Raw genomic sequence first — 19949 nt, 5'->3', positions numbered from 1 at the left:
TGCACGCCGGATATTTGTCATTTGATGCCGGCAAGCGCCAATATGCGCTTTACGTCTTTAAGGCCGACCGTAATATCCGCCTTATGCTCGTGGGGATCGACGAACTCGGGCGGACGCTCTCCTTTTCCGATTACATAATAATGCCGGTGCTTCATCAAGCTGCTCAAAATCGGGTAGCAGTTGTGCACAAGGGTTGGAGCGAAAAATTCGATAACCTTCGTCCCCGGCTGGCTGAACAATATGTTCGTTAGTCCTGCGCCGTGCGGAGCGGCGATGACTTTGGCGGCAGCGAAAACTTCAATCTGCCTGGCAACAGGCAAATCCTCCAGTATCATTTTCTCGAATCCGAATCGCTCCAAATATCCGAAAATTTCATCCTCGTTAAGCAAATGGCGTCTGCCGGCCTTGGAGCGGCTTATAAAAATTTTTTCCGGCCCCTCGCCCGCCTGCAATTTGGTCTCGTCCATCAGCTCTTGCCGCAAATAGTCGCAAACCCATCTGGGCCGGATGCCGTTCGAAAAATGCGGGATAACGAGCTTCTTCGCCCGGAGGTGGAACTGATCGTGGCTTTCGATCACTTGCTCTTGCGGGATGCCGAGCATCGCTAATGTTTCATACTGGAAAGGCGCCAGCTTGTTTCCGTTGATGACGTATTTATCGGGTTTGATTCCGCATAAATCCAGCATGTGCAGGCGGGGCAGCACATCCAGCATCCAGTGATAGTACACTCCGCTGTCCGCGATGCTCAGCAGGGCTACCGTCTCCGAAGTTTTCTCCAGCGGGGGCAGGCGCTCCAACTGGAAGATGGAATGCTCCTGCGGCAGCTTTTGCTTTTCGCGGGAATGCTTCCACACCAATTTGCCGTCCGGAGTCAAAATATCCGGCTTGGCGCCGCAGATGCGCCCTTTGGGGATCATATCGACGATGCCGTTTCGCTGTTTGAACAGCGTGTCGGACGAGGAAAAACGAACTGTCCAGAAGACGGGGTCCTCCAGGCCGACAGGCTCCGTAAGTTCAACGGGATCGTTGAAATGCAGTTTTTTGATCAGTTCGCGCTTTTTGAGCTGAGCTGCGGCAATCCAGTCGGCGACAACTTCGTAATAGCCGTCGGGGACTTTCGTTTTTCCTCCCATGCGCGTGTCCTCCTAAATCCTTGGGATGTCGGCTTTTTGCAAAATCTGTTTTAAAGCTTCCAGATCGACCGTGATATCTTCATATAGCGCTTTTGTATAGCGGTGCTCCCGGGGCGGACGTTTGCCGGTACCGATCAAATAATAGTAATCGAGCTTCATATGGCTGCTGAGGCCGAGGTAATAGTCCCTGACATAGTTGGGGGAAAAGATTTCAATCAGCTTCGTGCCCGGATTGGCGAACACCAGATTGGCCAGGGAAGCGCCGTGCGGGGAAACGATTGCGCGCGCCGACTGAAAGGCGCGAATTTGTTCCGCAAACGGCATCGATTCCGGATGGATGCGGCGAAACCCGTATTTGTCAAGGAGCTTGACGACTTCTTTCTCATTCCGAACCCTGCGTCCGCCGGCATGGGCGCGGCTTACATAAATGCGTTCGTATTTGGGCGAAGGCGGCTTCTTGTTGCAGGGGGACAGCTGCTCTCTGAGAAAGCGGCTTGCCCATTGCGGATACACATGCTGGTAAGGCTTCCATCTGCTGAACTTTTCGGCGACAACGAGCCGCTTGGCTTTGATATGAAAATCTTTGCCGGCAACGATTACTTTGCTTTCGGGAATACCCAGGGCGGACAGCATTTCCTTGTAGGGGAACCGGCCCGGCGGGCTGATTACGTATTTATCGATGTGCAGTTTGCATTTACGTATCAAAGCGATGCGGGGCAGGACGTCGAACATCCAGTGAAAATAGTTTTCCGGGTAGCGGAAGGACAGCACGGCGACTGTCTTATTCGTATAGCGGGGAGGCGGAAGCGATGTTTTGCCGTCAAGTATATCTTTGAACGAAACATGCTTGATCATTTTGTTCTCGGGAGTCAGAACGACTCCCCGGTCCCCGTACAGTCTGCCGTTTTCGATGACGGCAACGGAAAGAGCGGGAAAGAGCGTATTCGCTTTCCAGATCGCTGCGCACCTTCGAAAGTACCAATGCAGTTTTTTTTCAACCGTCTTCGGCTGCGGGAACGGTACGGATTGATGAAAGTGAAAGGTGTGCAGTTGACTGCGCTGTCCGGCCCGGCCGTGAAGTTTGAACCAGTCGTGGAGCGAGATATGGTTGTTTTCCTTGGGAATGGCGAGATCGGGTGGCATATCTTTCAAACGTATCTACCCCGTTTATCGATCAGTTTTTTCATCTGTTCCTTCGTAGCCGCCTTCTGATACTGTTTCAGCAGCTCGATGTTCGCGTCATGGTTCGGATTCCCTTTTGTCCCTACATAAGGATGCCAGAGGTGGTACACGTCTTTGTCAAGCCTTTTATGTTTGCCGCATATGGCGTCCATCGATAAGCCGAAAGCAGTGTCTTCCGCGCCCCAGCCGATGAATCTTTGGTCGAATCCGCCGACCTTTTTGAAAGCTTCCCGGTACATAATGTTCATTTTTCCGGTCCAGCGCGAAAAGTCCTTGAACCGGTAATCCTTGATTTTCTCGTTTAAAGGCCAGTCGGCTTTGCTATCGTAAATTTTTTTGGAGTTAGACTCCGAGATGTTCAGCACATTGCGGAAGGGGACGACCCAGCCGTATTTTGGCAGCAGCTTGATCGATTTGGTAACGATCTTCGGATCGAAAATCGTATCGTTATCGACTATGACAATCACATTTCTTGTAGATTTTTTGAACGCCCTGTTTATGGCTTTGGATCGGTTGAAGAGCTCGCCGTTGTCTTTGCCGACGACGATTTCCGCCCCTGGCAGCGCATTTTTGTAAAATTTTTTCGACCATTTGAATGCAGCGTCTCTTGGGCCTTTGTCCGACTTGTAGGGGATAAGCACAGACACGTCTTCAAACATAGGATAACCTCCTTTAGATGACTGCTATTTACAGGTTATGCGAATGTTCCTGTGCGGGTTGGGGCGAATAGACCAGTCCAATCACATAGATTTTTGGCGGAAGCGGATGAAATTGGATGGCTGAAGGGGGATACGCCCAACACGGGCGCAGACAGGGATAAATATACTGGAGAAAGAGGCTGGAAAGGACGGTGGGCGCGCCTGAATATTTTGTTCAAGGGGTTCTTCTATACCGGGAGCGGGTATGCCGAAGGCAACCGGGCTTTGCTGCGTATTTTGCATGGGTGCGGCTATCGCGTGCGGATTGCGCCGAGGGACAAGGAGTCCGAGAGGACGATCGCCCTGACGCCGGAAGAAATCGGCTACCTTTCTTCATTCGAACGGACGAAGCTGTCGTCCAACGATATTTTTCTGTTCCGCGGTTCCGGCGGTGCGCTTCATACGAATCCCGATTTTCGCGTAAATATCGCGCATACGACGTTCGAGACCGACAGGCTGCCTGCGGCATGGGTTCCGGTTTTAAACCGGTTTAACGAGGTTTGGGTGCAGTGCAGGTTCAATCTGGAGACGTTCGGCGCTTCCGGAGTGAAGGTTCCCATGCGGTTTATTCCATATTTTTTCAACGATTCCGCGTACGACCCGCAGGGGCCGAAGCTGGCGCTGCCTTTGTCCCGGTCGTACACCTTTTTGTCGGTGTTCGATTTGATCGAGCGCAAAGGATACGATGTGCTGCTGCGCGGTTATTTGAACGAATTTTCGGCGGCGGACGACGTCGCTCTGGTCATCAAGGTCAGAAACCGCGAAGGCACGGAGAAGCTGAAAAGCATCATACGCGCCCACCCCAAACCGGCGAAGGAACGCCCGGCCGTCCATATCATCGACAGGATGCTGCCGACGCCGGAACTGCACAGCCTGTACCGGGCTTGCAGCGCCTTCGTGCTGCCGACGCGCGGAGAAGGCTGGGGGAGGCCGTTTTTCGAAGCGATGCTGATGGAAATGCCTGTTATCGGCACGAATTGGAGCGGGCAGACGGAATATATGAACGAGGGGAACTCTTATCCGGTTCGTGTCAAGAAATTGGTGCCGGTGCGCTTGACCGATCATCCCGATCCCGCCAAGTACAGCGGGCATTATTGGGCGGAGCCGTCGACGAAAGATTTGCAGCGGAGAATGAGGCATGTGTTCGAGCATCGGCATGAAGCCAAAGCGCTCGGCCAAAAAGCCCGCCGCGAGCTTTTGAGCAAGTACAGCCTCCGGGAAGTAGCCGGGCAGGTAGCCAGGGAAATCGGCAAATTCGCGCAGTAAACCGGGAACTGCTTGCTCCTCGTGCGCCTGTGACGGATCGGCAATAAGGATGGTGTCCTGGTATGAACATTTTGCTGGAGGGAATCTTCTATAACGGACACGGCTTTGCGGAAGGAAACCGCATCTTGCTGCGGATTCTCGACCGGGCCGGTTTCCGGGTGCGGATTGCCGCCAGAGATTCCCATGAGAAGCACCTCGTCCTCGATCAAAAAGAGATGGAGTACATCTCTTCGTTTGAAACGAACACATTGACTTCCAACGACGTGTACATTTGCAATTTCGTAGGATCGGCCGTCCGCTACCATTCCGAGTTCCGCGTGAACATCGCCCGCACGACGTTTGAGACGGACCGGATTCCGGCCCAATGGGTGCCGGAGCTGAACAAATTCGCGGAGGTGTGGGTGCAGAGCACGTTCAACGTCCGCACCTTCGCCGAATCCGGCGTCAAGGTGCCGCTCAGGCTGATCCCGAACTTTTTCGACATCGGGCAGTATGATCCGAAAGTGCCGAAGCTGTCCCTTCCTTTGGCAAAATCTTATTTGTTCCTGGCCGTCTTTGACCTGCAGCACCGCAAGGGCTACGACCTGCTGCTGCGCGCCTTTCTCAATGAGTTCTCGTCTGACGACGATACGGCGCTGGTCCTGAAAATACGCAGCGGCGACGGCGTGTACAAATTGGAGAAGGTCATGAAGGAGCACCCCAAGCCGGTAAAACAGCGTCCGGCCGTATATATCATCGACCAGATGCTGTCAACACAGGAACTGCTCGGGTTGTACCGGGCGTGCGACGCTTTCGTGCTGCCCACGCGGGGCGAAGGCTGGGGCAGGCCGTTTTTCGAAGCGATGCTGATGGAAATGCCGGTGATCGGGACGAATTGGAGCGGGCAGACGGATTTTATGGACCACAGCAATTCGTACCTGATCCGGGTCGATCGTCTGCAGCGCATACAGGGCAACGAGTTCCGGCTGTTCAACGGCCATCGCTGGGCGGAGCCTTCCGTCGCCGATTTGCAAGCCAAAATGAGACATGTATTCGAGCACCGGCAGGAGGCCAAAGCGGTGGGCTGCAAAGCCCGCGAACATCTGCTGCGAAGCTACGATATGGACCGGATCGCGAAGAAAGTGGCGGAAGAGATTCGGAAGTACCAGTGAACGGATTTGAAGGAAGGTGGACGTAAGTGAACATCTTGCTGGACGGGAAATTTTACAACGGGCACGGGTTGGCCGAAGGAAACCGCATGCTGCTGCGTATTCTTGACAAGGCCGGGTACCGCATTCGCATACTCGCCAGAGACAGCGCCGAGAAGCACAAAGTGCTGGCTGCGGAGGAGGTAGGCTACATCTCCGCTTTTGAGAATACGAAACTGACTTCGAACGACATTTATATATATAACTGGGTCGGCTCGAGTGTGCGCTACAATCCCGACTTCCGCGTCAACATCGCCCGCACGACGTTTGAAGCCGACCGCATCCCGCATGTTTGGACTGCGGAGCTCAACAAATTCAACGAAGTGTGGGTACAGAGCTCCTTCAACAAGCGCACCTTCGCTTCTTCCGGCGTCACGGTTCCGCTGCGCCAGATCCCCAACTTTTTCGACATGAACCGGTTTTCGCCCAAAGGCCCCCGGCTGGCCGGCGTTTTGCCGAAAACCTATTTATTTTTATCCGTATTCGATTTGAAAAAGCGCAAAGGCTACGACGTGCTGCTGCAGGCGTACCTGAACGAATTTTCCAGAGGGGAGCGCGTGGCGCTTGTCTTAAAAATTCGGGACGGCAGCAAAAGCGGAGCGATTGAACAGATCATCGCCCGCCATCCGAAACATCAGCGGCTGCGCCCTCCCGTTTACATCATCGATCAAATGCTGGGGACGGAGGAAATGCTCGCCTTGTACCGCAGCTGCAGCGCCTTTGTGCTGCCTACGCGGGGCGAGGGCTGGGGCAGACCGTTCTTTGAGGCGATGTTGATGGAGATGCCCGCGATCGGCACGAACTGGAGCGGTCATACCGAGTTTATGAACGCGGATAATTCCTTCCTCGTTCGCGTGAAGCGGATGGCCCGCATCGTGAACGAAGACGTCAACTTCAACGGGCACAGCTGGGCGGAACCGTCAGTGAAGGATCTGCAAAACAAAATGAGGCACGTGTTCGAGCATCAGGAGGAAGCCAAAGCTGTCGGGAAAAAGGCGCGCAAAGACCTGCTGGCCAAATACGGCATGCGCGGGGTCGCGAAAAAAGTCGTAAAGGAGATCGAGAAATACCGCTCGATGCCGGCCGTGAAGGCGGGAGGCGGATGAGCGCCAACATTTTGCTCGACGGCATTTTCTACAACGGGCATGGGCTTGCCGAAGGAAACCGGATGCTGCTGCGCATTTTGGACAGGGCGGGATTTCGCGTGAAAATTGCCGCTCGGGACCAAAGCGAGAAATATTCGGTTCTGCCTGCGAAAGACATCGGGTATATCGCTTCCTTCGAGACGACCCGGCTGCCGACGAACGACGTGTATTTGTACAACTGGGTGGGCTCGCATCTTCGGTTCAGACCCGATTATCGCATAAATATCGCCCGCACGACGTTCGAGACCGACCGCATTCCGCAAAAATGGGTGCCTGAACTGAACAAGTTTGATGAGGTTTGGGTGCAAAGCACGTTCAATCAAAAAACGTTCGCCTCCTCCGGGGTGAAGGCTCCGCTGCGGCTGATTCCGAATTTTTTCGATTTCAGCCAATTTTCCCCCGAAGGCGCCCCGCTGCCGCTTGCCGTACCGGAAAGCTTCAAATTTTTGTCTGTGTTCGATCTGAAGAAGCGCAAGGGCTACGATATTTTGTTAAACGCTTTTTTGAACGAATTCAGCGTACGGGACAATATCGCGCTGGTCATCAAGCTGCGGGAGACCGCACAGGCGGATGTCGTCGCCCGGTTCGTCGACGCCCACCCCAAACCGAAGCGCGAGCGGCCGTGCGTCTATGTCATCGACCATATGCTCGTTCCCGAGGAGATGGCCGCCTTGTACCGGATGTGCGACGCCTTCGTCCTGCCGACAAGGGGCGAGGGCTGGGGCAGGCCGTTCTTCGAAGCGATGCTGATGGAACTGCCGGTGATCGGAACTAATTGGAGCGGGCATACCGATTTTATGCATGCAAACAACGCTTATTTGGTTGATATCAAGGGGCTGACCCGCATCGCGAATAACGAAAATCCTTTGTTTAACGGGCACTGTTGGGCGGAACCGTCGCTCAAGGATTTGCAAAAGAAAATGCGGCTTGTTGCAGGCCGCCGGGCCGAAGCCAAGGAAATGGCCAAAGCGGCAAGGAAGGAGCTGCTGCAAACGTACGATGCGAAAGAAACGGCCCGCAAAGTCGTTCAGGCTATCGTAAGGTGCGCCGAGCAGCCGAAACGAGCACACCCATAAGGAGATGGTCATGCATATGACGAGCCCCGGACCTTTTTATACGATCGCTGTCTTTGGCCTCGGTTACGTCGGGTGCGTATCGGCGGCCTGTCTGGCCGGGATGGGCAACCGCGTCATCGGCGTAGACGTGAACCGCCATAAGGTCGAGCTGGTCGGTTCGGGCAAGCCGACGATCGTCGAAACCGGCATCGCCGCCCTGGTGGAGGAGCAGCACCGCGCAGGCAGGCTGACGGCTACAAGCGACATCCAAAGCGCGGTCCGGCAGGCCGATATTTGCCTCGTCTGCGTCGGCACGCCTTCCGACAAATACGGCTACCCGGATCTTTCCTACATTTGGCATGTAGCTGAGCAAATCAGCGATGCGATCCGGGCCCGGGAAGGGTTTCAAACGATCGTGATCCGCTCCACCGTGCCTCCCGGAACGTGCCGGGACATCGAACAGATCATCGCGCGGTCGGGCAAGCGGATCGATGCCGATTTTGCCGTCGTCAGTAATCCGGAATTTTTGCGCGAAGGGACCAGCATCGACGATTATTTTCACCCGCCGTATACGCTGATCGGCACGAAACACGAACGGGCGCTGCAGATGTTGCGGCATATTTACGCTCCTATACAGGCGGAAGTACTGGAAACCGACCGCGAAGTCGCGGAGATGATCAAATACGTCAACAACTCGTTTCACGCGTTGAAAGTCGTTTTTGCCGGGGAGGTCGGCGCGCTCTGTCAATCGATGGGGGTAGATCCGCACAAGCTGATGAACCTGTTCTGCCAGGACCGCCAACTGAACATTTCACCGGCGTATTTGAAGCCGGGCTTTGCCTACGGGGGCTCCTGCCTGCCAAAGGATCTCAAGGCGCTCAACGCGATGGCCCGGGCGAGGAACGTGGAGCTGGCGGTGCTGTCCGCGGTCGAACGCAGCAATTCGCTGCTGATTGAGCGGGCTCTGGAGATGATTTTGGCGGAGGGCAAGGTCCGCATCGGCGTGCTCGGTCTGGCTTTCAAGCCGGGAACCGACGATTTGCGGGAAAGTCCGGTCGTCAAGCTGCTGGAACGGTTAATCGGCAAAGGCTATGAGATCAAAATATACGATGACAATGTGCTCGCTTCCCAACTGATCGGCGCGAACAAGCAGTATATGGAAGCTACCGTGCCCCATCTGGCGGCTCTGCTGGCTTCCGATCTGAACAGCGTCGGCGAGTTCGCCGACCTTATCGTCGTCACGCAAAAAAGCAAGGAGTATGCCGCTTTCGCTGCGGGATTTTTGCGCACAAAGCCGGTCATCGATCTGGTGCGCCTTACCGACGAACTGCCTGAGGACGGCCACTATAAAGGGCTCCTCTGGTAACTGGTCATTCGCCAATTTCCAGCCAAGCTGGGTTAACGCGGATGAATCTGCAAATAGGTATTCATAGTATGGAAGCAGACGAATGCAATCAGGTGGTCATACGAGAAAGGAGTCGGGAACGGCATGAAGAAACCGTCAGCCCTCCGCATAACTACGAAAGCTCTGAAGTCTTCCCGGAAACTGCCGGCAGCAGGCGGACAAAAGCTTAAGCCCGCAAAGCGCAAGGTCAATGCCGGCATAGGGAAAAAGCGGCCTGCCCGCTCCGGGCAAGCGGCGGGCGCTGCAAAAAGGGGGAAGCATCGGCGTTCTGCCGCAGCAGGCCTTGCGCTTCGCAAGCCGGGAACCCGCATCAGGAACAGGGAAGCTTTGATCCCGCTCCTCCCGCCGCCGGAGGCGGAAGGAGCGCACGCCGAATCCGTTCCGGATCCGCCGGACCTGCAGGCCGGGGTGAATTTGATCGGCTTTATCCGCACGGAGATCGGTGTGGGGGAAGCGTGCCGTTCTATGGCCGAGACGTTGGAAATCGCAGGAGTGCCTTTCGGAATTATGAATTATAAGGATCCGGGAGCCGGGGCGGCAAGAAATAAAGATACGCGCTGGATTCATAAGGAGAGGGAAGATACTCCGTACAGGATCAACCTTTTCCATATGAATGCGGACAGCTTGAAGCAGGCTTATGATCGCCCGATTCGCCCGTTAAACCGCGACGTGTTCCGCAACCGGTTCAACATCGGCTATTGGGCATGGGAACTGCCGGAATTCCCCGACAAATGGCTCGACAGCTTCAAGCTGGTCGACGAGGTATGGGTGCCGTCCCGATTCGTCGAAGATGCCCTGCAGCCAAAATCTCCGGTGCCTGTCGTTAAAATTCCTCATGCTGTGTTCGTGAAGCATGCGGACGCTTACGACCGGAGTTTCTTCGGGCTGCCGGAGAAACCGTTTCTGTTCTTGACGATGTACGACACCCACAGCACGAAGGAGCGGAAAAATCCGCTGGCTGTCATCCGAGCATTCAAGAAGGCGTTCCCGGAAGGCAGCTCGAACGCCGCTCTGGTAATCAAAATCAACAATTCCAAAACGAATCCGGAAGATGTTCAGGCGATCAGGCAGCAGGCCGAAGGCTATTCCAACATCCATATCATCGACCGTATTTTGAGCCGCGATCAAGTGAACGCATTGCTCCAATCCGCGGATTGCCTGGTTTCTCTTCACCGTTCCGAAGGGTTCGGACTTGTGCTGGCCGAAGCGATGTATTTGGGCAAACCCGTCATCGGCACCAACTGGTCGGGAAATACCGATTTTATGAACAAGGATAATTCGTGTCCGGTAAATTACAAACTGGTTCAGGTTGGACAGGATGCGGGCCCGTATCAAGCGGATCAGCTTTGGGCGGAGCCGGATATCGAGCATGCCGCGTATTACATGCGCAAACTGGCCGCATATCCGTCCTGGGGCAAGTCGCTTGGCGTCAGCGCTATGCAGACGATCCGCGAGGAATACTCGCCGGAGGCGGTCGGGCGGCAAGTTATGCAAAGGCTGACCGATCTCGAATTGTTATAAAATTTAGATCGTACGGGAGGAAGCGGACATGGAGCAGCGGTCAAAGCGAGCAGGGGGCAAGCCGAACGCGGCATCCCGCCATGTGGCTGCGCCTGCGCCTGCTTCCGATAACGCATTTCCGAAAGTATCCGTCATCATACCGGCGATGAACGAGCAAAAAACGATCGCCGCCGTCATCGCCCAGGCACAGCGGGTCCATCCTGCGACAGAGGTCATTGTCATCGTAAACGGCTCTGCGGACGAGACCGAACAAATCGCCCGCAGCACGGGCGCAAAGGTATTCGTATTCGGCGAGCCGTTAGGCCATGACGTGGGGCGCGGGATTGGCGCGATGCACGCGCAAGGAGAAGTTTTGCTGTTTATTGATTCCGATATGGTCATACCTTTCGCAGAGCTGGAACCGTTTGTCAGCGCCGTGGAAAGAGGCGTCGATGTGGCGTTGAACAAGTACTCGGGGCCTACGCTTACGAAGCGGGTTCACCCTGTCGTGTTGGCTAAGCACACCTTGAATCTTGCGCTGTCCCGCCCGGATCTTCGGGGAGCTTCGATGACGGCGGTTCCCCATGCGATCAGCAGAAGAGCTCTGGAGCTGATTGGAGTCAGGAGCCTGGCGGTGCCTCCGCTGGCCCAGACGATTGCGGCCCGCAGAGGACTTACCCTGCAGACGGTGCATAAAGTCGATGTCGGCCGTCTGAATCCTAAGAAAAGGAAGTCGTTCCGGGTAGATCCGCTGCAGGATCTTATCGTAGGAGATCACCTGGAAGCTATCGAATGGCTGCTCGCGGAGGCTGGGGAGCGGGGCCAACAGACGGATTTGTCCCGGGATCGATCTTTTGTGGGGTGAAACTATGAAGCGCACAGCCGACGGCCGGCCATCAGGCAAAAAACAGCCGGTCAAACAGGAAGCCGGCAGCAGCAAGCGGCGGGTCATCCGCCCGTCTTCACCGGCATTCCTGCAAAAGTTCCAGCGGTCCGGGAGCAGATATGCCACCGATCATCCGCTGCCGAAAGGCGCGCCGCCAAACGCATTTATCAATTCGCTCTGGTACTCGTGCTACATTCACGAAGGAGAACAAATACTGGCTCCGCAATATGCCCCATGCATGAAGGCGTTCCTCAAAGGGTACTGTCTGGGCGCGGGCATGAAGAAGCCGGACTGGGTGCTCATGCCGACCTTGAAAAGCGTCGCAGCAGTCATTACGGTGCGCAATGAAGGAGCGACGGTATCGAAAGTGCTTGCGGAGCTGAGCCGGCTGCCGCTGAAAGAAATCATTGCCGTCGTCAACGGATCGGCGGACAACAGCTTTTCCGAAGCCAGAAAATGCCCGTCCGCCACGATCGTCCATATCCCGGAAGCGTTGGGGTATGACGTAGGCCGCTCGATCGGGGCTAAGCTGTCGACCGCGGATATGGTGATGTTCCTTGACGGCGATATCCCCATTCAGGCGGAACGGCTGATACCGTTCATTCTCGCTGTAGAGCGGGGAGCCGATGTGGCGCTTAACGACGTGACTCCGTTCATCGGTTCTTTCGCGGGCAGGGATAGCGTGACGATGATGAAAGAGTTTTTGAACATCGTCCAGGACAGGCGCGATTTGAACGCGAACTCGATGACGGCGGTTCCTCACATGCTCTCGCGCAAAGCGATCGAACGCATCGGGACGGGCAACCTGGCCGTTCCGCCCAAAGCCCAGTCGCTCGCCATCCGGCACGGTCTCTCCGTTTGCGCTCCCGCGAGCGTCGATGTCTTTAAAGCGAATAAAGCGACCGGGTTCAACAAAGGGGCGGCGAATCCGGTTTCCAAGCTGATTCTCGGCGATCATCTGGAGGCTTTGCACATGTTAATGGAGAAAAACGGCAGCCGGCTCCGCTACGAGGACGATATCAGGCAGCGGTCCGCATTTGCGGAGGGAACGACATGAGCATGACGAGCATTATCATCCCCACCTACAATGCCCAAAAACTGCTTGGGGACTGCATCGCTTCCATCCGACAGCATACGGATACCCCCTACGAAATTATCGTAGTCGATAACGGATCGACAGACGGAACGATTCCGTTCTTGCTCAAGGAAGCCGTTCCTTTCATCTCGTTCCATGAAAATAAAGGCTTCCCGATTGCCTGCAATGCAGGACTTAGGCTTGCGAAGGGCAGCGAGCTGCTGCTGCTCAACAATGACGTGCTGCTGACTCCGGGCTGGCTCCGCAATATGCTGGATTGTCTGTACCATCGGGAGGATGTGGGGCTCGTCGGGCCGATGACCAATTATGCCAGCGGCCGGCAGATGATGGGCGATTCGTACACAACTTTGGAAGAAATGACGCAGACATACAACGTCGGCAAAAAAGGAACGTATACGGAGGTCATGCGGCTGATCGGCTTCTGCCTTTTGTTCCGGCGCTCGGTGTCGGACGCAGTCGGTCAGCTCGATGAGCGGTTCAGTCCGGGCCATTACGAGGACGACGACTTTTGTTACCGCGCGAGGCAGGCAGGCTACCGGCTAATGATCGCGGAGGATACGTTCGTGTTTCATTACGGCAGCGCCAGCTTCAATAAAAAAGGCAAGGAGCGGTTTCAAAAGATCGTGGACCGTTCGAGGCAGCTTTTTTTGGAAAAATGGGGAGTCGATCCGGCCGCTTTCATATGATGGAAAGGATGCAAGGCCGATGCCATTTTCACGAGGAGGATTGCGCATGAGTACGACCAGGATAGCGGGAGCCGAAGGAACGAACGCGCCATGAAACGGATTGCGCTGCTGGGCGCTAACGGACAATTGGGAACCGACATCAGCCGCGTATTTGCCGGCAATCCGGCGTACGAAATCGTCCCGGTCACCCGCAAGGAGTTGAATCTGGAAAACACGGAAACGATTATCCCGTATCTGGAAAAGCTGGAGCCCCTCGATGCCGTGATCAACTGCACGGCTTTTACCAACACGGAAGCATGCCAAAAGGACCCGCTGAAGGCGCTGGTCGTCAATTCGATCGCGCTGCACCGGATTGCCGTGTTTTGCAAACAGGCGGATGCCGCCTTGTTCCACTTTAGCACGGATTACGTCTTTGACGGCATGAAGGAAACGCCTTATGCGGAAGACGACGCGACGTATCCGCTCAATGTGTACGGCAGCACGAAGGCGGCGGGGGAAAAAGTGGTTGCCGCTTATATGGACCGCTATTTTATTTTTCGCGTGTCCTCCTTGTTCGGCGCTGCGGGTTCGAGCGGTAAGGGCGGCAATTTTGTCGAAACGATGATCCGTCAAGTCCGGCAGGGCAAGCCGGTTTCCGTCGTTGATGATATCATCATGTCGCCGACGCATACGATGGACGTGGCCAAGGCGGTCTACGCGTTTTTCGAGCGCGATGTGAGCGAATACGGCATTTATCACTGCTCCTCGGAAGGGGCTTGCAGCTGGTATGAGTTTGCCGTCACTGCGTTCGGCTTGTATGGCATCGATTTTGAAGCGAAGCCGATTCCGTCCGGCCTCTACGAAAGCACATGCAAAAGGCCCGCCTACAGTGTGCTGGATTCCGCGAAACTGGGCCGTTACTACCGGATGCCGCACTGGAAAAGCGCGCTGGAGCAGTATTTGCTGCTGAAAGGGCATGTGGCGGAAAGCGGCGGACAGCCATGAAGACCGCAAAAGCGCGGCCGGGCGGCGGTGCACAGCCGAAGGCCGCTGCGACCGGCCCGGATAGCGGCTGGGAAGCCGGGAACCGGGCCGGTTACCGGCAGGGCTGGGAGCACGGATTCCATATGGGCCGCTGCCAGCGGATCATCCGGGATTTTCCCCGGGAAGAGGGCATTCTTTGGGATTTGAAGATTATGTATGTCAAAGCCTCCGGCCCCCCTTATGCCTCGATGGACGAAGGCATTGCGGACGGCCTGCGCAAGCTGGTGCGCGAGACGATCGCCGTAGGCCCTCGCGACAACGTCGTTTCCATCGCCAAGGCGACCGGGCCCGATCTCGTCCTTGTGCTGGACACCGCCGGCAAATCGCTGGCGATCGACAAGGTGAAGGCTATCCGCTCGGCGGGGATACGGACGGCGGTATGGCTGCCGGACGATCCTTACCATACGGATCTGACGATGCTGCTCGCGCCTCATTACGACTACGTTTTCACGCTGGAGAGCAGCTGTGTCGACGTATACCGGTCGCTTGGATGCAAGCATGTGCATGATTTGCCGTTCGGCATTAACCCGGACGCGGTCAATCCGGCCTTTGTGCCCGCCTCGTACCGCAAAGACATTTGCTTCATCGGCTCCGCTTTCTGGAACCGGGTCGCGTTCATGGACGAAATGGCGGGTTACCTCGCCAATAAAAATGTTTGGATCAACGGACTTTGGTGGAACCGGATGAAATCCTACCGCAAGCTCGCCTCCAAAATCCACAACGTCTGGCTCACTCCGGAGGAAACCGCGAAATATTACGCGGCTTCGAAAATCGTCATCAACCTGCACCGCTCGATCGACGACTCTCACAACTGCAACAGCAGGGGCATTCCCGCCTATTCGCCCAATCCCCGGGTGATGAGCATTGCGGCATGCGGCACGCTGCAGCTTACGGATATGCGCCGAGAGCTGGCAAGCTTGTATACGCCGGGCCAAGAGCTGGATACTTTCGATTCTCCCGGCGGGCTGATCGAGAAGATTGAATACTATTTGAGCCATGAAGAGGAGCGGCAGCGCATCGCGCTAAACGGATTGTCCCGAACGCTGCGGGAGCACACGTACCGGAGGCGGCTGCAGCAGCTTTTAACGATAACGAACGGGGACTCCGCGAAATGAGGAAGGTGAGGAATGCGATGAAAACGAAACAAACTGACAGGCCCAAGCGGAAAAAGCCGCTGGCCCAGGCGGGGAAGACGGCCGCGGCCGGGACCATCGCCAAGGAGGGCAACCCGCGCGGGCGCGGTTCGAACCGGCAGGGGCCGAGCGGGCACAGCCGCGTCCATGGAACTTACCGGCAAGGCTTCGACCACGGATACGACAGGGGGTATGCCGAAGGATTCGGCAAAGGCTTTAAGGCGGGCCAGGACTTTGCCGATCCGGCTCCGCCCGCGCCGGGAGATGCACTGGGGGGTGCACTGGGAGATGCATCGGGGGATGCGCCTGTGAATGCACCCGGGATTGAACCTGCCTTTTAGCGCAAGTCCCACTTCATGAGCAGTCCCGCATGCGTCAGGCCGCCGCCAAAGCCGTACAGCAGCAGCGTATCGCCGGCTTTCACCTTGCCTTCCTTGACGCCGAGATCGAGTGCCAGCGGAATGGAAGCCGCGGAAGTGTTGCCGTAGTATACGAGGCTGTACAGCGCTTTTTCGAACGGAATGCCGCTCTTGTCGCAGATCGACTCGATAATGCGGAGATTGGCGCTGTGCGGGACGAACCAATCGATGTCTTCCAAGCCGAGCCCGCTTTTCTCAAGCAGGGCGGCGATGCCTTGCGGCACCGTGGTCACGGCGAATTTGTACACCTCGCGCCCGTTCTGCACGAGCTTGCCGTCGCCGGCAAGCCGGATGCCGTGCAGCTCGGAGGCCAGCCCCGTGCGGTACACATGCTTGCCTCCGGTGCCGTCGGAACCGAGATGATGAGCGAGGAACGACGGCTGCTGATCGTCTTTTTCCACCAGTACGGCGCCTGCCCCGTCGCCGAATAAAATACAGGTGGAACGGTCGGTATAATCCGTTATTTTGGACAAGCTGTCGCCGCCGACGATGAGAATTTTGCGGTGGACGCCCGCCGAGATCAGCCCGCTTGCCGTATGCAGCGCGTATGTAAATCCGGCGCAGGTGGCGTTCAGATCGTACGCGCCGGTCGCGGGAATGCCGAAATGCGCCTGAATCAGGCACGAGGTCGAAGGGAACGGCAGATCGGGCGTATGCGTAGCGACGATGATCAACTCGACGTCGTCCAGCCGCGAGCCGTATCGGGAAGTCATGTCCTCGACGGCACGGATGCAAAGATGGCTCGTATATTGCTCGGCGGCCGCAATCCGGCGTTCCCGGATGCTGGTCCGCTGGACGATCCATTCGTCGTTCGTGTCGACCAGCGCTTCCAGGTCGGCGTTGCTCAGCACTTTATCCGGCACATAACTGCCGATTGCCGTAATTCGGGCATGCAATGAAGGGGCTGTGTGCATAACGTTCACTCTCCAATGGTAAAGTATATAGTATCAGATATTAGTACCAGGTGCTAATTTATAGTTTTACTCTAAATCAAGCTAGTCGAAAAGTCAATTGTTGTTTCCTTTAAGAACAATAAAAGACGATTCCTTATTCAAAAAAATGAATTAGAATCGTCTTTTAAACGAACTTTAAGTTTGAAATAAGATCATTTGGTGACCTGTAAGACTCACGGACACGCAAGTATAGCCTTCTTCGTTCGTCATATGAGGTATAGTTATCATCTCGGGCAGCAGCATGGCTTGTTTTACCGACTCGTCCAATTTGATCTGCACGGAGATGTCTTTTAATGTAACCACATCTTCGATGATCTGGGTATCTCCACGCAAGATGGGAACGGCATAGAGCAAATGCAGCACGTATTCAGTCCCATTGGATTGACGGGTCAGGTTTACTCTACCAGCGGAAGGCAGATCGGTTTTCACTGTTGGTGCTGAGATAAACTGCTTAACACACGCAAGGAATAAGTCTCTATATAGCTGCACGCCGTGTTTCCGATACAACCTGAATAGAGGTTGAGCGATATAGATGATATTGCCGTGTTTAATAACGGCCGGATAATCCGCTTCTTCTTTGGCCGGAGCATGGAGATGCGAACAGAAATGCCCGTATCTACGGTTGAAATAAGGCCTGTAGGACTGGGCCAACACTTCAGCTTTGTTCACCTGAACTTGATAACCCGATTCATAATTGAGAAAAGGGGATCTCACTAGTGAACCAGTTAGTTGATGAGTGACTAAGGTGTAATCCACATCCCACTCTGATTTCCCTTTAAATTCAACGCCTAGATCTAGCGCGAATTCAGGGCGGTCAACCCAAAGTCCACTTTCTGCGCTCAAAATCACATTTCCGCCGCTAGCTATATAATCTTCAAGTTTGTACTGTAAGGTATCAGATACTCGAATGCAGTCGGGCAGTACGATAATTCGATAGACGGAGAAGTCCATCGAGTCATCAATGATATCGAACAAATAGTGGCCCTCTTCCAGCATCATATAAGCACCCATGTCACTTGTTCGGCTATCATCGGCATCCATGAGAGCATTGGCTGAAAGGATGGCAATCTCGGCTATGCTGGTCGTATCCATACACCATGGTTCTTTGGCCGCAATCCCATCGAAAGCTTCCCCAATAATCCGGTAGGTTTCTTCGTCCATTCGTCCGTCTGGATGGAGCTGATCCCCGATACAAATTCTTGCGCCGAAAGCTAGCATTTGCTGGCATTCATACTTCAGAGCAGCCGGATTTTTGAATCCGCCGAATTCTCCCCACGATTTGTGGAATTTCCCTGTCATTCCAAGATACTGGAAGTCTTGTTTGCGAATGTACCGAACCATGCTGGTGAAGTAATCATAACCCCATCCGCCTGTTGGCAGCGATTCGATGTCGTAATGTGAATAGTAAGGGTAGTATTGTTTTTCGCCCATTTTTTCCGTGCAGCAGTTATGATACAGTCTGGTTCCCGGGTTAAGGGACCAGATTAGTTCGGAGGTCTTCTGCAAGTAATTCAAGTACACTTGTTTGGCCAATTGCTTGCGGTGATCCGCGTTGTTTGCATCAAGACCCATTTCTTTGAGGCTAGCGCGGCAGTAAGAACATACGCAAGGATATTCTCCTACAATATCGTAAAAGATGCCGACTGGCTGGAATCTCTCCATAACTTCCTTCGTATAGTCCAGAAGATACTGTAAGTACGGTGTGTTCAGACACAGCATATGCCAACCGTCAAAGCCGGTCGAACGGGGGGCCTCTGGATCCGATTTCGGTGGACCGTAAGGGTCATCACCTTCGGGGGCGATCGCCACCCAATCAGGGTGCTCGCGGGCAGAAAGTTCATTAAATCCAACCGTAATATATATTGGAGCTTCGATGTCATTTTTGGCGCAAGCATCTAGCATGCGCGGCAACATATTCGTTTCCAAATGAGGGTGTGGCTTCCCGACCTTCGTGTCAAAATAACTCCATCCATGATGGCACATCGCGAAGACGTTGATTGTATCTACTTGAGCACTTTGCAAAACAGAGATGAATTGTTCTTCATCGAAATTTCTGCCAACGCCGGTAATGTGCTCGGACGTATGGAAGTCCAGGTGGACTTGGCGGTAACGAATAGATGTAAATGACTTCATAGATTCACATTCTTTCTACGTGTATTGTTATTTCTTGTGAACCGTCAATCCGGATGGAAACTCACATTTAGAATAACAAAAGCGCTGTGAACTGTCTTTGAAGGAATGTGCGATATTTGTACAAAACTATCCTAATCTTTTTAATATCCCTTCCTTAATCGTTTGCGATATGCGGAGGGTGACTCGCCGTAATTTTGCGTAAATAATCGCGAGAAGTAATGTATGGAACCAAAACCAAGGTCTTCGGTGATATCGGTGATAGACAGATTGGTCTCACGCAGAATCTTTTTGGCTCTCTCCAGCTTGCATTTAATCGCATAAGAATGAGGGCTCATGCCTATTTCCTGGATAAATAACTTATGCAGATACGATGTGCTTATCCCTAGTTGTGAAGCCCATTGCTCAATAGAAATATTATGTTGAGGAAATTCCTTCATTTGCTTCATGATCGATTGCATTCTTCTGTCACTTTTAAGGATGGGATTCCGCCAGAGGTTCGCCAATTCTGAAACGAATTGCTCAAAAGCAGCCCTTCTGAAAAGCTTGGCATCTTCCTGTGTCTGCTCGATATTTTCAATGACATGCAGATATAATTCCATCCATCTCATCTGTTTGGGGGCGTGCATTTTGGTAGGAATCGTAGGCAAATCGTGAAATACGACGTTAGGTGAGCACTCGGAAGTATCACAGATCTGGTCTCCGAAATGAAACAAAGACATATCTCCCGCTCGGGGTCTCGTGTTGATCCAATCAAAGTAAATCGAAGCATGAACCATCGGATGCTGGTGATCTGAATGAAAAGAGTGGGGCAGGCCCGGCGGAATGTAAAATAGCTCTTCTCTGGTACAGGAATACATAGATGTTCCAATGGATATTGAACCCTTGCCTTCATAAATGTATACAAATGAATGCACGAACGATGTGCGCGGACCAATTTGCTCATTGGGACGAAACGGAAAATAATCGGCACGAAATATTTGCGGCACAATGTCCGAAAGTTGTATCGTTTTCACTTCTAGATTCATATTGTAGTGTCACCTCGATAACCT

At 54.2% G+C, this 19949-nt stretch carries 18 protein-coding genes; 12 read left to right on the top strand and 6 right to left on the bottom strand.

What is annotated here, in order from left to right:
• Positions 1-17: 17 nt before the first annotated feature.
• The 3 genes from AC6RNO_RS18235 to AC6RNO_RS18225 are packed head-to-tail and all read right to left on the bottom strand — an operon-like array spanning position 18 to position 2974.
• Positions 18-1133, bottom strand: a complete 1116-nt coding sequence (locus tag AC6RNO_RS18235; protein WP_488434713.1) for a glycosyltransferase family 61 protein — start codon at positions 1131-1133, stop codon at positions 18-20.
• 12 nt (positions 1134-1145) lie between these two features.
• Complete coding sequence (locus AC6RNO_RS18230; RefSeq protein WP_488434736.1) at positions 1146-2276, bottom strand: glycosyltransferase family 61 protein; 1131 nt, start codon at positions 2274-2276, stop codon at positions 1146-1148.
• Between the two features lie 5 nt (positions 2277-2281).
• On the bottom strand, positions 2282-2974 hold the full coding sequence (locus tag AC6RNO_RS18225; protein ID WP_497106282.1) for a galactosyltransferase-related protein: 693 nt from the start codon (positions 2972-2974) through the stop codon (positions 2282-2284).
• A 93-nt stretch (positions 2975-3067) separates the two neighbouring features.
• Here AC6RNO_RS18225 and AC6RNO_RS18220 point away from each other — a divergent pair, with 93 nt between their 5' ends.
• The 12 genes from AC6RNO_RS18220 (at position 3068) to AC6RNO_RS18165 (ending at position 15736) form a co-directional block, all read left to right on the top strand.
• Positions 3068-4279, top strand: coding sequence for a glycosyltransferase (locus tag AC6RNO_RS18220; RefSeq protein ID WP_497106281.1), 1212 nt, complete (start codon positions 3068-3070; stop codon positions 4277-4279).
• Positions 4280-4341: 62 nt separating this feature from the next.
• The gene (locus tag AC6RNO_RS18215) at positions 4342-5430 is read left to right on the top strand and encodes a glycosyltransferase (protein ID WP_497106280.1); all 1089 of its coding nucleotides are present in this window, start codon (positions 4342-4344) and stop codon (positions 5428-5430) included.
• A 26-nt stretch (positions 5431-5456) separates the two neighbouring features.
• Entirely contained in the window at positions 5457-6572 is a 1116-nt protein-coding gene (locus AC6RNO_RS18210; RefSeq protein WP_474680636.1) for a glycosyltransferase family 4 protein, read from the top strand.
• Entirely contained in the window at positions 6569-7687 is a 1119-nt protein-coding gene (locus AC6RNO_RS18205; RefSeq protein ID WP_474680635.1) for a glycosyltransferase, read from the top strand. Before AC6RNO_RS18210 ends, AC6RNO_RS18205 begins: the two co-directional genes overlap by 4 nt.
• A gap of 10 nt (positions 7688-7697) precedes the next feature.
• On the top strand, positions 7698-9032 hold the full coding sequence (locus AC6RNO_RS18200) for a nucleotide sugar dehydrogenase (protein ID WP_497106279.1): 1335 nt from the start codon (positions 7698-7700) through the stop codon (positions 9030-9032).
• A 123-nt stretch (positions 9033-9155) separates the two neighbouring features.
• Entirely contained in the window at positions 9156-10592 is a 1437-nt protein-coding gene (locus AC6RNO_RS18195) for a glycosyltransferase (protein ID WP_497106278.1), read from the top strand.
• 28 nt (positions 10593-10620) lie between these two features.
• Positions 10621-11436, top strand: coding sequence for a glycosyltransferase (locus AC6RNO_RS18190; protein ID WP_497106277.1), 816 nt, complete (start codon positions 10621-10623; stop codon positions 11434-11436).
• Positions 11437-11440: 4 nt separating this feature from the next.
• Positions 11441-12514 (top strand): glycosyltransferase, encoded by a 1074-nt coding sequence (locus AC6RNO_RS18185; RefSeq protein WP_497106276.1) that lies wholly within the window; start codon positions 11441-11443, stop codon positions 12512-12514.
• Positions 12511-13239, top strand: a complete 729-nt coding sequence (locus AC6RNO_RS18180) for a glycosyltransferase (RefSeq protein WP_497106275.1) — start codon at positions 12511-12513, stop codon at positions 13237-13239. The genes AC6RNO_RS18185 and AC6RNO_RS18180 overlap by 4 nt, the downstream gene beginning before the upstream one ends.
• A 90-nt stretch (positions 13240-13329) precedes the next feature.
• Positions 13330-14223 (top strand): dTDP-4-dehydrorhamnose reductase, encoded by an 894-nt coding sequence (gene rfbD / locus AC6RNO_RS18175; protein WP_497106274.1) that lies wholly within the window; start codon positions 13330-13332, stop codon positions 14221-14223.
• Complete coding sequence (locus AC6RNO_RS18170; protein ID WP_497106273.1) at positions 14220-15377, top strand: glycosyltransferase family protein; 1158 nt, start codon at positions 14220-14222, stop codon at positions 15375-15377. The genes rfbD and AC6RNO_RS18170 overlap by 4 nt, the downstream gene beginning before the upstream one ends.
• A 17-nt stretch (positions 15378-15394) precedes the next feature.
• Positions 15395-15736 carry a hypothetical protein gene (locus AC6RNO_RS18165; protein WP_474680627.1) on the top strand — a complete coding sequence of 114 codons (342 nt, stop codon included), beginning with the start codon at positions 15395-15397 and terminating at the stop codon, positions 15734-15736.
• Here AC6RNO_RS18165 and AC6RNO_RS18160 read toward each other — a convergent pair.
• The 3 genes from AC6RNO_RS18160 to AC6RNO_RS18150 form a co-directional block, all read right to left on the bottom strand.
• Positions 15733-16728, bottom strand: a complete 996-nt coding sequence (locus AC6RNO_RS18160) for a beta-ketoacyl-ACP synthase 3 (protein WP_497106272.1) — start codon at positions 16726-16728, stop codon at positions 15733-15735. The genes AC6RNO_RS18165 and AC6RNO_RS18160 overlap by 4 nt on opposite strands.
• Positions 16729-16902: 174 nt before the next feature.
• The gene (locus tag AC6RNO_RS18155) at positions 16903-18900 is read right to left on the bottom strand and encodes a beta-galactosidase trimerization domain-containing protein (protein WP_497106271.1); all 1998 of its coding nucleotides are present in this window, start codon (positions 18898-18900) and stop codon (positions 16903-16905) included.
• Positions 18901-19040: 140 nt separating this feature from the next.
• On the bottom strand, positions 19041-19925 hold the full coding sequence (locus AC6RNO_RS18150; RefSeq protein ID WP_497106270.1) for a helix-turn-helix domain-containing protein: 885 nt from the start codon (positions 19923-19925) through the stop codon (positions 19041-19043).
• Between the last annotated feature and the right edge of the window lie 24 nt (positions 19926-19949).

The sequence above is a fragment of the Paenibacillus sp. sgz302190 genome (assembly GCF_059820445.1).
This window is presented reverse-complemented; position numbering and strand designations above follow the sequence as displayed.